Below are 14,349 nucleotides of genomic sequence, written 5' to 3'. Positions count from 1 at the left end.
AATGTAATAGGGAGTGTTAGTGATGTCTGGAGAACCACAATACACACAAATTAGACGGCCAGTGAGCAGAGTGGCTGAAAAAGTACTGGGGTGGCTGAACTGGATAGGGTTATTGCTACTTACAGTAGCAACGATGTTTATTGCACTTGTTTCATTCAGCAATGACACATCTATTCAAAAATTAGAACAAACATTAACCAATAATGAATTTGCACAACAAGTTTTGACTAATAATGGACTCAATACAACGCAATTTGTTATTTGGCTCCAAAACGGAATATGGGCAGTTATTGTATACCTCATTGTGTGCTTATTAATATCATTCTTAGCTCTTATTTCTATGAATATTAGAGTGTTATCAGGAATTCTATTCTTAATTGCATCAATTATTACATTACCGCTTGTTTTATTACTTGCAACAGTAATAATTCCAGTACTCTTCTTCATCGTAGCAATCATGATGTTTGCACGTAAAGATCGCGTTGAAACAGTACCTTATTATCCAGGCGGTTATGGACCATATGATCGTGATTATGGACATGATGATTACTATGAACGTGAAAGAGGTTATCATGGAGGATATGAGGATGCTGGTCGACGTCCACGTCACGAACCTTCTTATGAAAAACGTGACAGAGAACTTGCTGAAGAGGAAGATGATACTCGCGTTTATCATCCTGAAAAAGAGGCTGAAGAACCTGCTTATGCAGCTTCTAACTTTAAAGGAGACTCAGAAAACGACCGCATAGATACACAAGAAACTGATAATCCTGAAGAAGAGCCGCAATTTCTTTCACGTCAAGCTAAATACAAACAAAAATCAGCTGATGAAGTCAAAGAGCAGCAAGAAATGGATCAATATGAACGTGAACAAGCACGTATTGATGAAATTGAAGGCAACAACGAGCCGGAAGAAGTTCAAAACCGTGTGAATGAACCACGTAAAGGAGAAACACCTGAAGAAAAAGCAGCGCGTAAACGTGAAAAGAAAGAACGTAAAAAACGTGCGAAAGCATTACGTAAACAACGACCAAGTGCTGTGAACCAGCGTCGTATGAATTTTGAAGAACGTCGCTCGTTCAGCCAAAGCAAGCCTGAAGAAACAGAACAACCATCAAACGACAATACAACTAAAGATAGTATTGAAGAAAAAGCAGATGAAACGAAAGAAGAAAAATAAATAGAAAATAAGTAACGGTTATGTCAACCCTTTTTAAGGGTGAGGCATAACCGTTATTTTTTAGCCTCATCAACCTAAAGAAACCTAAAGGAATTAATTAAATTATTAGTTGTAATTTGAAACTATGCATGCTTAAACACTATTTGATAGGGTATTTACGATTATAAGACCAGTTCAAATGGCCTTAATTTAATGGCCGAGGTTAGCATAGAGAGTATAACGTAATCAAGCAACCTCGATCTTGCCTAATCAGGAGGGTAATTCCATGAATAGAAAACTAGAGAGAGTGTTGGGTTGGATTGGTGTAGGACTAACTTTACTTTATACATTGTTATTCCTTATAGGTTTAACGTTAGGTAAAGGTACTTTATCTAAAATATTATTAAAACAAGGCGATTCAAGTATGTCTGGTACTTACTTAGAACAATCAATGATTTTTGAAGCAGTCGCATTGATTGTTGTAGCAATTATTGCTGCAGTAGGTATTGTATTAAGTAAGAAGAGCCGTATTCTCGGCGGTGTTTTACTTGTTATCGCAGCAATTGCCGGCATATTCTTATCAAACTTTATTGCAACAATTTTATTCTTCATTGCAGGTATTATGTTATTTGTAAGAAGAAGCAAGAAAAAACATTTTGAAAACCAAGAATATGATAGAGAACATGGTTATTTTGATGCTACGACAAGTAAGTATGATGATTTAGATGAAGCTCATAAAAAAGGTAAAGTAGATCCTAACTTAGAAGACCCTGAACATTTTTCTGAAGCAGAACATGCAGAACACAATCGCAAAGAAAGAGAAAGACGGGAAAGTGGTATTTTAGGCGGCAAAAAGCATGATGAAAGTCATCAAAAAAATGATAATCAAGGTCCAGAAGAAAAACGTATCTATTCTGAGACGCGTGGTTATGATAAGAATGGAACTGAATTCTCTGAAGAAAGAGAAGAAACATTCTATGAAGATAAAAAAGAAGATGTCAGCAACAATGATTTAACAAGCCAACGTAGACGTAATGATGACGAAAAGCCAAGCCGTCATGATTTAAATGATGATAAGAAAGATTAAATAAAAAGTAATCCTCGATTCAATTAAGAGTCGAGGATTACTTTTTTAAGATTAAAGCTCTTGGAAAGTTTGAATAATTAAGTGGATATTCAAAACGCTAAGTATGACGATTAATGTCCAAGATACGATATTAATCCATAATTTATTTTTAAAGCGTCCCATTAAGTCTGAGTTGTTGGTTGCAAGTTGTAATGGTATTAATGAAAACGGCAACGCAATACTTAAAAACACTTGAGAAAATACAAGTAATTGTTCCATCATGGCTTCATTACCATGGAAAATAATTAAACATACGATAACAGGTATTATTGCGATTGCACGTGTAATTAAACGATTCAACCAGTTAGGAATTTTTAAGTTGATAAATCCTTCCATTACAATTTGGCCTGCTAAAGTCCCTGTGATTGTAGAGTTTTGTCCTGAAGCTAATAAAGCGACAGCAAATAATGTACTCATCAGACCACCTAATGAAGCACCTAAAAGAGGTTGTGTCTTCAATGCATGGTATAAGTCGTAGAATCCGCCTAAGCTTTCAGAATTGCCTCCAAAGAACAAAGCAGCCCCTAATACTAGCAACAAACAATTTATAATAAATGCAATACTCAATTGAATATTTGAATCAATCGTTGCGTATTTGATTGCTTGTGCTTTTGAGCCTTCATCTTTTCTGTCATAAGTTCGCGATTGTACAATTGATGAATGTAAATAGAGGTTATGCGGCATGATTGTTGCACCCACAATACCCAATGCAATATATAACGCACCGTGCTCTGTAATAATTTTACTGCTTGGTATAAATCCGTTCAAAATACGGTTTACATCTGGAGAAGCGATATAAACTTCAAAAATAAAGATTGCCAATACTGTAAAAATAAGCGCACCGACAATGGCTTCGATTTTTCTAAAGCCGAATTTCATAATGAATAATAGTATAAATACATCTAAGACAGTAATAATTGCGCCGACGAGTAATGGGATTCCGAATAATAGGTCAAGTGCAATTGCGCTGCCGATGACTTCAGCGATATCAGTTGCGATAATTGCGAGTTCAGCTATAATCCAGAATACATAACCTAATGGTTTGTTCAAGTAATGCTTAGTGACTTGTGCTAAATCATAACCAGAAGCAATACCTAATCTTACCGTCATACTTTGTAAGAGCATTGCAGATAAGCTTGAAATAAGGATTATAAATAATAAAATATATCCATATTTCGCGCCGCCTTGCATAGATGTTATCCAGTTCCCTGGGTCCATATAGCCAACAGCGACAAGTAAACCTGGTCCTAAGAAAGACAAGAACTTTTGTTTAATACTGCTGTTGGAATTAAAGCTGACAGAATTGTTTACTTCATCTAAGCTGTCAGTATCATATTTGACCTGTCTTTTGCTCAAGAAGGTCACCTCCGCTTCTAATACTTCTAATATTGTTCAATAATAAAGTAAAAATAAAGTTAGGTCAACCTAAAAATTTAATGTGAACGCTTTTTTAGCGGAGGGCGATACAATTTCACAAAATAAAAAAGCACCTTGCCTGTTAACACAGAAAAGGCGCTAAAATAATCCTGAGTGTAGTTATAAGCTTTTAAATATGCTATTATGAATAAAACTTAAGTAAATGATCAAAAGTATCTTCTAGATAACTTTTAAAAGCTTTATCAGTTTTAAGTTCAGGCGCTTTAGGGGATAATGTACGTGCAATGAAAAATTCGCCTTTTTTCAACTGATGTGCACGGTGCAATGCTTCTTTTAATTCATCGGTCGTAAGATCTTTGATAAGTGGTTTTTCCATTTTAACGTGATCTGTACAAATACGATAATCATCCGGCAGGTTTTCAATCTCATCAAAGTGCTTTTCAAAAACTTCAATATAATGGTTTTTGTTTTTCGCTTCATGCATCACACCGAACATTACAAAGACTTGGTCCTCATATAAGCCGATTTGAAAATGAGGTAGCATTTTATAACCGCGTTTATTAGTAGAAAAGGCGACCCAAGTATCTTTAGGTGGATTAACCGTACGTCGCGCATGTTTGGCAATATGTGCATAGAATTCGTCAGGTGTGTGGGTATTTAAGAAATCTGTGAAATATTCACCAAGTGCCGCCAGTTTAGGTTGAATTTCTGATTCTATTGCTGACATGCGTCCTTCTAACCCTGGCACTTCAAAGACTTTAAAGTTTTTTTGAGTAAATGTGTATTTAGACATGATGTACCTCCTATGTAGGTGTATTGAAGATATTGTAGCATAGTTTTAATACCCAATCAGAGCAGATGCAATTGAGGACGGTATAATTTCATGTGTATGAAAGTGAAAATGTTATGTTAGTAACGATGTAGTTCGTAATATCAATAAAGGGGTGTTCGCAAGTGGCAGTATATGATTATGCAAAAGGACTCGTGATTGAAGCGGGTAACAATATTCGAAAAATGATGCAAGAAGAAATTGATATTGAAACAAAATCTAATCCTAATGACTTAGTAACAAATGTCGACAAAGCGACAGAAGATTTTATCTATAATAATATCATCGACAATTATCCAGATGCACAGGTGATAGGGGAAGAAGGACATGGCAAGCCTATGTCTGAATTAAAACCTGAAGGCATCGTATGGGTGATTGATCCGATTGACGGCACATTGAATTTTGTGCATCAGCAAGAAAATTTTGCAATCTCTATTGGTATATATAATGACGGTAAACCTTATGCTGGTTTTGTATATGATGTTATGAACGACAAATTATATCATGCCAAAGCAGGTGAGGGTGCATTTGTAAATGAACACCCATTGAAACCGATTGCAGACAGTGAATTAAAGAAAAGTTTAATTGGAATTAATCCAAACTGGTTAACAAAGCCGCAAATAGGTGTTATATTCAAAAAGGTAGTAGATGATGCGAGAACCGCACGGGCATACGGTTCAGCAGCTTTAGAAATCGTTAATGTTGCGCGAGGCAAACTCGCTGCATATATGACGCCAAGATTACAGCCTTGGGATTTTGCAGGCGGTTTGATTATTTTAAATGAAGTAGGCGGGGTAGGTTCAGATTTATTAGGAAAACCTTTAGATCTGACACAACCGCATTCTGTACTTGTCGGTAATAAAGCAGTGCATGAAGAAATTTTGAATAAGCACATGCTTTCAGAAAGAGAGACACTTGAAGCGCTGCACGCAAGATACAAACAATAAAAAGGTCGGGACCATGTATGCATTAGGCAAATGAGCAGTAATCTGCTCATCTGCTGCATGGCATGAACCCAACCTTTTTCTTTTGACTGAAATTTATGAGTAATCTCCATTATGCAGGGTACTGCAATAAATGGATACCTTTGTTACAAATATGACGAGTTATAACCAGCCATTTTCTCGGTATTTCTTTTTCGTAGCAAATCCTGCGCCAAAGATACCAATCATGATTACAAATGTAATGATTGAGAATGGTAAACTCTTAGCGGCAATACTGAAACTGAACAGTAAAAGGAACAGAACTGCTAGAACAGTGTATACCCAAAAAATCGCATGTGATTTTTTTTTCTGCATTCAAACCCCACCTTATTATTCTTTGCTCAATAATATGATATAATAAAAAAGTTGCAAATTGAAGTGGGAATTTACTCAAGAAAGGAAATTTAGTATGACAAATTTAAGAAATGACGTTCGTAATATTGCTATCATCGCTCACGTTGACCATGGTAAAACAACTTTAGTTGATGAATTATTAAAACAATCTGGTATTTTCCGTGAGAATGAACACGTTGACGAACGTGCAATGGATTCAAATGATTTAGAAAGAGAACGCGGTATTACAATTTTAGCGAAAAATACTGCGGTTGATTATAAAGGCACTAGAATTAATATCTTAGATACACCAGGACATGCTGACTTCGGCGGCGAAGTTGAACGTATTATGAAAATGGTAGATGGTGTTGTATTAGTTGTTGATGCCTACGAAGGTACAATGCCTCAAACACGTTTCGTGTTGAAAAAAGCGTTAGAACAAAACTTAAAACCAGTTGTCGTTGTAAATAAAATCGACAAACCTTCAGCACGTCCTGAAGCGGTTGTAGATGAAGTGTTAGACTTATTTATCGAATTAGAAGCAAACGACGAACAATTAGAATTCCCTGTGGTTTATGCTTCAGCGGTAAACGGTACAGCAAGCTTAGACCCTGAAACTCAAGATGAGAATATGCAATCATTATATGAAACAATTCTTGAAGAAATCCCAGCACCAAAAGATAACAGAGAAGAACCATTACAATTCCAAGTTGCGTTATTAGATTACAATGACTATCTAGGACGTATCGGTATTGGCCGTGTGTTCAGAGGAACAATTAAAGTCGGCGACCAAGTATCGTTATTGAAACTCGACGGCAGTGTTAAAAACTTCCGTGTGACTAAATTATTCGGTTTCTTCGGATTGAAACGTGAAGAAATCCAAGAAGCGCATGCCGGTGATTTAATTGCAGTGTCTGGTATGGAAGACATCAACGTAGGTGAAACTGTTACACCGCTTGATAACCAAGAAGCATTGCCAGTATTACGTATTGATGAGCCGACATTAGAAATGACTTTCCGTGTTAATAACTCACCATTTGCGGGTCGTGAAGGTCAATACGTAACTGCACGTCAAATTCAAGACCGTTTAGATCAACAACTTGAAACAGACGTATCATTGAAAGTAACACCAACAGATTCACCAGATGCTTGGACAGTAGCTGGTCGTGGTGAATTACACTTATCTATCTTAATCGAGAATATGCGTCGTGAAGGATATGAATTACAAGTATCTAAACCGCAAGTAATCTTAAAAGAAATTGATGGTAAATTATGCGAACCATTCGAACGTGTACAATGTGAAGTGCCTCAAGAAAATGCAGGTGCAGTTATTGAATCATTAGGTCAACGTAAAGGTGAAATGTTAGACATGGTTACAACTGATAACGGTTTAACACGTTTAATCTTTATGGTGCCAGCACGTGGATTAATTGGTTACACAACTGAATTTATGTCAATGACAAGCGGTTATGGTATTATCAACCATACTTTCGAAGAATTCCGTCCACGTATTAAAGGACGCATCGGCGGCCGTCGTAACGGTGTATTAGTATCAATGGACCAAGGTAAAGCAAGTGCATACGCTATTATCGGTTTAGAAGATCGCGGTACAAACTTCATGGAACCTGGTACTGAAGTATACGAAGGTATGATTGTTGGGGAAAACAACCGTGATAATGACTTAACAGTTAATATTACAAAAACTAAAAACCAAACCAACGTACGTTCAGCAACAAAAGACCAAACTGAAACAATGAAACGTCCACGTATTTTAACACTTGAAGAAGCGTTAGAATTTATTGATGATGATGAATTGTTAGAAGTAACACCTGAAAATATTCGTTTGAGAAAGAAAATCTTAAATAAAGCACAACGTGAAAAAGAAGCGAAACGTGTGAAACAAATGATGCAAGAAGACGAATAATAAATTTAAAAAAGCTGTACAGCAAAACTTTTTGAAAGAGTTGAGCTGTACAGCTTTTTTGAATTGTAAAATATATTAAGTGTTTTTACCTAAATTAGAAATGCCGGAAACTCAAAGTATCCGGCATTTCTTTATTCTTCGATGTGAAATTCATTGTTGTCTTTATATAAATTGTGACGTTGTTTCGGCACATCTAAACGGCTTTTACATTCCCCGCACATAAAAGTGCGAATAGGATTGTTTTTTAGCTGTTTTGCTTCTAAAGTGTTTTCATCAATGAGTACTTCGGTATCACAAATGATACACTGTACTTTTTTCAAATTATACCACCTCGATATATATCACATGTTTAAATTCATGTGAGTAACCTTCTTCAGGTATGTAAATGAAACTATCAACACCACTGTCTTCATACAATCTTTTACCATGATCTGCAAATTTAAAGAACAGGTACGGTAATAAACTGATTGGAATTTCGATAGAATCTTCATCATTTGATAAGCGGATTGCTGTAGCGTTTTCACTAGGTTCCGCATTTTTAAAGAAAGGTGTCATGTTAATGACGAAAGTATCTTCAATCATTGCACGTTTTTTGTATTTTGTTTCTGAGTTTAAAGTAGGAGGATTCGTTTGTCCTTCTAAAATTGCACGATTCCATGCACGGTTATTTTGAAATTCGATTGGTTTCGTACCCTCAAATACACCATTTTCTAAGTCTTCAATTTTGACTTTACGATCATCAAAAATCCAAGTTGTACTGTCTAATGTGATTGGAAATTTGACGTTACCCTTGATTTGTATCATTATTAAGCGCTCCCCTTTATCATATCTGAGTATATGATAACACAGATTAGAATGTATGGATTGAAATTTACTTGCAATTTAGTATCGAGTAGGCTAAAATTTTTAATATGACAACAAATGATAGGGGGAGTATGTCATGGCTAAAACGAACAGTATAAATAACGCGGCATATGACCAATTAAATAAAGATGCAGACCGCATCCTACAATTGATTAAAGTACAGATGGACAATCTTACGTTGCCGCAATGTCCACTATACGAAGAAGTTTTAGATACACAAATGTTTGGTTTGCAAAAAGAAGTAGACTTTGCAGCTAATTTAGGCCTTATTGATATTGAAATGGGTAAAGAAATTATGTTGCGTCTTGAAAAAGAATTGTCTAAACTTCACGAAGCGTTTACAAACGTTTGATTATTTAACATATCAGCACCTGTTTAAGACATATCATCGGCTGTACGTCCATCATTTTTGTGATTGGATACAGCCGATTTTTCTTTTCGGACTAGATGGAAATCACTTGCATAAATTTGTGTATCTATGGTTCTATAAAGAGAGATTGTAAATTTAATTTACATAAATTTGAAGAAAGTCCATAAAGAAATTAGTGAAATGATTGGAATAACTTCAGATATTAGAATTGGATGATTAATTAAAATGAATAATTTAAAAGCAATATTTCGACATGTGGCAAAATACTCGAAATTTATCGATTATCCGCTTGTCATTACTTACATAACACTATGCTTAATCGGCTTGATTATGGTATATAGCGCAAGTATGGTAGCTGCAACGAAAGGTACTTTAACAGGCGGTGTCCCGGTTTCAGGTACATACTTTTATACACGCCAGTTAATGTATGTCATTATGAGTTTTGTTATTGTATTCTTTATGGCCTTTTTCATGAATGTAAAATTCTTGCAGCAAAAAAGAGTACAGCAAGGTATGATGCTTATTATCTTCCTATTATTATTTGCAACTCTTTTAATAGGGAAAAACATAAATGGTTCTAAAAGTTGGATTAATTTAGGTTTTATGAATTTACAAGCATCGGAACTATTAAAAATTGCCATCATTTTATATTTACCTTACATGATAAATAAAAAGCGACCGCAAGTATTTACAAATTCTAAATTGATTAGAGGACCGGTTATCTTTATTCTTGCTTGCGTCGGAATGGTATTCTTGCAAAAAGACGTCGGTCAAACGATGCTGATTTTAATCATATTCTTTTCAATTTTATTTTATGCAGGTATTTGGGTAAAACAACTGCTGAAATATGGTTTAGGTATCTTTATACTAGGTATTGTTATATTCGGAGGTGCAGCATTATTTGGTTGGTTGCCTTCATACTTAGTGGCACGTTTCAGTATCGTCACAGATCCATTTAAATATGAATCAGGTACAGGTTACCATGTGGCAAACTCTCTTATGGCCATCGGTAATGGCGGATTATTTGGTAAGGGACTTGGAAACAGTGTTTTAAAGCTTGGTTATTTACCTGAACCGCATACCGACTTTATATTTGCAGTAATCTGTGAGGAGTTAGGACTGATAGGCGGTCTGCTTGTGCTCGGACTTTTATTCTTCATTGTTTATCGTGCTTTCCAATTAGCTTCACAAACGACGTCATATTTTTATAAACTTGTTTGTGTAGGGGTTGCAAGTTATATCGGAAGTCAAACTTTCGTTAACTTAGGCGGTATTTCAGCACTAATTCCATTAACAGGGGTGCCGTTACCATTTATTAGTTTTGGTGGTTCTTCAATGATTGCGTTAAGTATAGCGCTCGGACTCTTGTTAATTACAGCTAAGCAGATTAAGTTAGATAAAAAAAGAGCAAAACAGCAACATGTAGATATTCCAAGAAAATATTGAATTTAAACAGAGATTAGGATGTATTTCAAAATGCATCCGATCTCTTTTTTTGTATACAATGTAAACTTTATAATGATTAAAATTAACAATACACAAACATTTTCAATGATAATTAACTTTTTGTTAAGGTTTTTAAATTAAGTAATCATGATTGGACTAGAAGAAACATATAAATAAAAATTATGATGAATGATAACTGAATATGATATAATGAAACTATGCTGTTTATTACACTGTAAGTAAAAGGATTATGGAACAAGTGTAATTATAAACAGGGGAATCACAAGAAAGAGAAAAGAAGTTCCAACTGTTTCTATTTTGAATAACTAATCAAAAAGTAGGACAGTAATGTTCGTGTTTTTGATTGGAATTATTGCACAACAAAGGTTTTGAAAATTCTAATAATTCAGATGGGGGTAAGTGTAATTGAAGAAGATTAATAAATTGATGGTGGCCAATCGTGGAGAAATTGCAATTCGAATTTTTCGTGCAGCAACAGAGCTGAATATTAAAACTGTAGCGATTTATTCAAATGAAGATAAAGGTTCATTACATAGAAACAAAGCAGATGAATCCTATTTAGTGGGTGAAGATTTAGGCCCGGCAGATAGTTATTTGAATATTGAACGTATTATTCAAGTTGCAAAAGATGCTGAGGTAGATGCGATTCATCCAGGTTACGGCTTTTTAAGTGAAAATGAAACATTTGCACGCAGGTGTGCTGAAGAAGGCATTATTTTTATTGGTCCAGAGCTCAAACATTTAGATATGTTTGGTGACAAAGTTAAAGCGCGTACAACCGCAATTAAAGCAAATCTACCTGTTATTCCAGGTACAGACGGACCAATTGAGGATTATCATAAGGCTGCAGAGTTTGCAAAAGAAGCGGGTTATCCGCTGATGATTAAAGCAACAAGCGGCGGTGGCGGTAAAGGTATGCGTATCGTCAATAACGAAGGGGAACTTGAAGAAGCTTTTTCTCGTGCGAAATCTGAAGCTGAAAAGTCATTTGGAAACAGTGAAGTTTATATTGAAAAATATATTAATGAACCTAAACATATTGAAGTACAGATTATGGGGGATTCTGAAGGCAACATTGTCCATTTATACGAACGTGATTGTTCTGTTCAACGTCGTCATCAAAAAGTTGTTGAAGTGGCCCCTTCTGTTGGATTAGATGAAAGCCTTCGTGAACGTATTTGTGAGGCAGCGCTACAGTTGATGAATAATGTAGGATATGTCAATGCAGGAACAGTAGAGTTTTTAGTATCGGGAGACGATTTTTATTTCATTGAAGTTAACCCTCGTGTGCAAGTTGAACATACGATTACTGAAATGATTACAGGTATTGATATTGTTAAAACACAAATTTTGGTCGCAGATGGTGAATCATTATTTGGTGAAGAAATCGGTATGCCGCACCAAGAAGACATTCAAACATTAGGTTATGCGATTCAATGCCGTATCACAACTGAAGATCCTCAAAATGATTTTATGCCGGATACAGGTCATATTATTGCTTATCGTTCAAGCGGCGGTTTTGGAGTGCGTTTAGATGCTGGAGATGGTTTCCAAGGTGCAGAAATTTCGCCTTATTATGATTCATTATTAGTAAAACTATCAACACATGCGATGACTTTCAAACAAACGATTGAAAAGATGGATCGTTCTTTACGTGAAATGCGTATTCGCGGTGTTAAAACGAATATTCCATTCTTAATAAATGTAATTCGAAATAAGCAATTCCAAGAAGGGGATTACACAACTAAATTTATCGAAGAAACACCAGAATTATTTGATATTCAAGCCACACAAGACCGTGGAACTAAAACACTTGAATACATCGGTAATGTGACGATAAATGGTTTCCCAAGCGTAGAAAAACGACCGAAACCAGACTTTGAGCGTCCGCATATTACACATGTTCCGCAATCAAAAATTAATCAGCTGCATGGTACGAAACAATTGTTAGATGAGCAAGGTCCTAAAGCAGTAGCGGATTGGTTATTAAAACAAGATGATGTGCTGATTACAGATACAACATTTAGAGATGCTCATCAATCTTTACTTGCGACACGTGTACGTACAAACGATATTTTAGCAGTTGCTTCTGAAACAGCCGATATCTTGAAAGATGCATTTTCATTAGAAATGTGGGGCGGTGCAACATTTGACGTAGCGTATAATTTCTTGAAAGAAAACCCATGGGAAAGATTAGAAAAACTGCGTACAGCGATTCCAAATGTTTTATTCCAAATGTTATTGCGTGCATCTAATGCGGTCGGCTATAAAAACTATCCGGATAATGTTATTAAAAAATTCGTTAAGGAAAGTGCAGAAGCAGGTATTGATGTTTTCCGTATTTTCGATTCATTAAACTGGTTGGATCAGATGAAGGTTGCGAATGAAGCGGTACAAGAAGCTGGTAAAATTTCTGAAGGTGCGATTTGCTATACAGGTGATATTTTAGATCCGTCACGTTCTAATGTCTTCACTTTAGAATACTATGTTAATTTAGCTAAAGAATTAGAAAAAGAAGGATTCCATATTTTAGCAATTAAAGATATGGCAGGTTTATTAAAACCAAAAGCAGCTTTTGAATTAGTTGGTGAATTGAAAGCAGCTACAAACTTGCCGATTCATTTGCATACACATGATACAAGTGGTAATGGTATTTTAGTATATAAGCAAGCAGCAGATGCTGGTGTAGATGTAATTGATACAGCTGTATCATCTATGAGCGGATTGACAAGTCAACCAAGTGCCAACTCATTATATTATGCACTCAATGGTTTTGGCAGAGATGCGCGTGCAGATATTAATGGTTTAGAAAGATTAGGTCAATACTGGGATACAGTACGTCATTATTACAGTGATTTTGAAAGTGATTTTAAATCACCGAATACTGAAATTTATCAATATGAAATGCCTGGAGGACAGTATTCTAACTTGAACCAACAAGCGAAAAGTTTAGGATTAGGCAATAGATTCCACGAAGTCAAAGATATGTATCGTCGTGTCAATTTCTTGTTCGGCGACATTGTTAAAGTAACACCTTCTTCAAAAGTTGTCGGTGATATGGCTTTATACATGGTACAAAATGATTTGAATGAAGAAGATGTAATCAAAGACGGTTATAAACTCGACTTCCCTGAATCTGTAGTATCATTCTTTAAAGGTGAAATCGGACAGCCGACAAGCGGCTTCAATAAAGAATTGCAAAAAGTTGTGTTAAAAGGTCAAAAACCATTAACTGAACGTCCAGGAGAATATTTGCAAGCCATTGATTTTGAGACATTGCGTGAAGAATTACAGGCAAAACAAGATAAACCTGTTACTGATCAAGATTTAATCAGTTATGCGATTTATCCGAAAGTTTACGAACAGTATATTAATACAAAAGAACAATTCGGCAATGTTTCGTTGCTTGATACACCTACTTTCTTCTTTGGTATGAATGTAGGAGAAACAGTCGAAGTTGAGATTGATAAAGGTAAAACTTTAATTATTACATTAGAAGCGATTACTGAACCAGATGATAAGGGTATTAGAACGATTTTCTTCATCATGAATGGTCAGACACGTCAAATTAAGATTCAAGATGAAAATGTGAAGACAGACGCGACAATCAAACCAAAAGCGGATAAATCAAATCCGAACCACATCGGAGCACAAATGCCTGGTACTGTTTCTGAGGTGAAAGTAGCGGTAGGGGATCATGTAGATGCCGGACAAGCATTACTGATTACTGAAGCAATGAAGATGGAAACAACAGTACAAGCACCATTTGCAGGAACAGTTAAAAAAGTAACAGTGACTGATGGTGAAGGTATTCAAACAGGAGATTTATTAGTAGAGTTAGAAAAAGATGAATAAGCAGAATAGAAAATCGTAATAATAGACTCCCTTTAAAGCAGACACTGAAAAGTGAATGTTTT

12 protein-coding genes are annotated in these 14,349 nt (G+C 35.5%); 7 read left to right on the top strand and 5 right to left on the bottom strand.

The window, feature by feature from the left end:
• Positions 1-22 precede the first annotated feature (22 nt).
• Together auxB and A4G25_RS04065 are read left to right on the top strand one after the other, a co-directional pair.
• Positions 23-1,180, top strand: coding sequence for a lipoteichoic acid stability factor AuxB (gene auxB / locus A4G25_RS04070; RefSeq protein ID WP_047132418.1), 1,158 nt, complete (start codon positions 23-25; stop codon positions 1,178-1,180).
• Positions 1,181-1,445: 265 nt separating this feature from the next.
• Entirely contained in the window at positions 1,446-2,246 is an 801-nt protein-coding gene (locus tag A4G25_RS04065; RefSeq protein WP_052766762.1) for a DUF4064 domain-containing protein, read from the top strand.
• Positions 2,247-2,297: 51 nt separating this feature from the next.
• Here the strand turns inward: A4G25_RS04065 and A4G25_RS04060 are convergent, their stop codons facing one another.
• Both A4G25_RS04060 and A4G25_RS04055 read right to left on the bottom strand, forming a co-directional pair.
• The gene (locus A4G25_RS04060; protein WP_047132419.1) at positions 2,298-3,641 is read right to left on the bottom strand and encodes an Nramp family divalent metal transporter; all 1,344 of its coding nucleotides are present in this window, start codon (positions 3,639-3,641) and stop codon (positions 2,298-2,300) included.
• 202 nt (positions 3,642-3,843) lie between these two features.
• On the bottom strand, positions 3,844-4,455 hold the full coding sequence (locus A4G25_RS04055; RefSeq protein WP_047132420.1) for a YktB family protein: 612 nt from the start codon (positions 4,453-4,455) through the stop codon (positions 3,844-3,846).
• Between the two features lie 161 nt (positions 4,456-4,616).
• Here A4G25_RS04055 and A4G25_RS04050 point away from each other — a divergent pair, with 161 nt between their 5' ends.
• Positions 4,617-5,438, top strand: a complete 822-nt coding sequence (locus A4G25_RS04050; protein WP_047132421.1) for an inositol monophosphatase family protein — start codon at positions 4,617-4,619, stop codon at positions 5,436-5,438.
• A gap of 159 nt (positions 5,439-5,597) precedes the next feature.
• Here the strand turns inward: A4G25_RS04050 and A4G25_RS04045 are convergent, their stop codons facing one another.
• Positions 5,598-5,789: a DUF5325 family protein gene (locus A4G25_RS04045; RefSeq protein WP_047132422.1), complete on the bottom strand. Its 192-nt coding sequence runs from the start codon at positions 5,787-5,789 to the stop codon at positions 5,598-5,600.
• 94 nt (positions 5,790-5,883) lie between these two features.
• On the opposite strand from A4G25_RS04045, the gene typA reads away from it, so the two are divergent.
• Positions 5,884-7,731, top strand: a complete 1,848-nt coding sequence (gene typA, locus A4G25_RS04040) for a translational GTPase TypA (protein ID WP_047132423.1) — start codon at positions 5,884-5,886, stop codon at positions 7,729-7,731.
• A gap of 131 nt (positions 7,732-7,862) precedes the next feature.
• Here the strand turns inward: typA and A4G25_RS04035 are convergent, their stop codons facing one another.
• Together A4G25_RS04035 and A4G25_RS04030 are read right to left on the bottom strand one after the other, a co-directional pair.
• Complete coding sequence (locus A4G25_RS04035) at positions 7,863-8,051, bottom strand: DUF2197 domain-containing protein (protein WP_047132424.1); 189 nt, start codon at positions 8,049-8,051, stop codon at positions 7,863-7,865.
• A gap of 1 nt (position 8,052) precedes the next feature.
• The gene (locus A4G25_RS04030) at positions 8,053-8,535 is read right to left on the bottom strand and encodes a hypothetical protein (protein ID WP_047132425.1); all 483 of its coding nucleotides are present in this window, start codon (positions 8,533-8,535) and stop codon (positions 8,053-8,055) included.
• Positions 8,536-8,671: 136 nt separating this feature from the next.
• On the opposite strand from A4G25_RS04030, the gene A4G25_RS04025 reads away from it, so the two are divergent.
• From A4G25_RS04025 to A4G25_RS04015, 3 genes are all read left to right on the top strand, one after another.
• The gene (locus A4G25_RS04025) at positions 8,672-8,947 is read left to right on the top strand and encodes an Fpa/YlaN family protein (protein WP_015899990.1); all 276 of its coding nucleotides are present in this window, start codon (positions 8,672-8,674) and stop codon (positions 8,945-8,947) included.
• 243 nt (positions 8,948-9,190) lie between these two features.
• Positions 9,191-10,411, top strand: coding sequence for a cell division peptidoglycan polymerase FtsW (gene ftsW / locus A4G25_RS04020; protein WP_047132426.1), 1,221 nt, complete (start codon positions 9,191-9,193; stop codon positions 10,409-10,411).
• A 426-nt stretch (positions 10,412-10,837) separates the two neighbouring features.
• Positions 10,838-14,287, top strand: coding sequence for a pyruvate carboxylase (locus A4G25_RS04015; RefSeq protein ID WP_047132427.1), 3,450 nt, complete (start codon positions 10,838-10,840; stop codon positions 14,285-14,287).
• The last annotated feature ends 62 nt before the right edge of the window (positions 14,288-14,349 follow it).

The sequence above is a fragment of the Staphylococcus condimenti genome (assembly GCF_001618885.1).
GTDB lineage: Bacteria > Bacillota > Bacilli > Staphylococcales > Staphylococcaceae > Staphylococcus > Staphylococcus condimenti.
The sequence above is the reverse complement of the archived record's forward strand: the minus strand, read 5'-3'. Positions and strand labels throughout refer to the sequence as shown.